Here is a 258-nt window from a genome sequence, read left to right on the forward strand (position 1 = left end):
GGGTGTTGATCTCGGTGATGTCCATGTTCAGCGAGTCGACCACCGCGGTCTGTTCCTCGGTGGCAGTGGCCACCGACTGGTTCATGCTGTCGATCTCGCCGATCCGGCTGGTCACGCTACCCAGGCGTTCGCCGGCACGGTTGGCGATCTCCACGCTCTCCAGGCTGTAACGCTGGCTTTCGGTCATGGTGGCCACCGCCTCGCGGGCGCCGACTTGCAGCTCTTCGATCATCTTCTGGATCTGCTGGGCCGACTCCT

General features: G+C 63.6%; 1 pseudogene. It reads right to left on the bottom strand.

From position 1 onward, the window contains the following. Positions 1-258: pseudogene (locus HMPREF2716_RS18350) on the bottom strand (chemotaxis protein); the annotation flags it as partial.

The organism is Pseudomonas sp. HMSC076A11, from assembly GCF_001810205.1.
Taxonomy (GTDB): Bacteria; Pseudomonadota; Gammaproteobacteria; order Pseudomonadales; family Pseudomonadaceae; genus Pseudomonas; species Pseudomonas aeruginosa.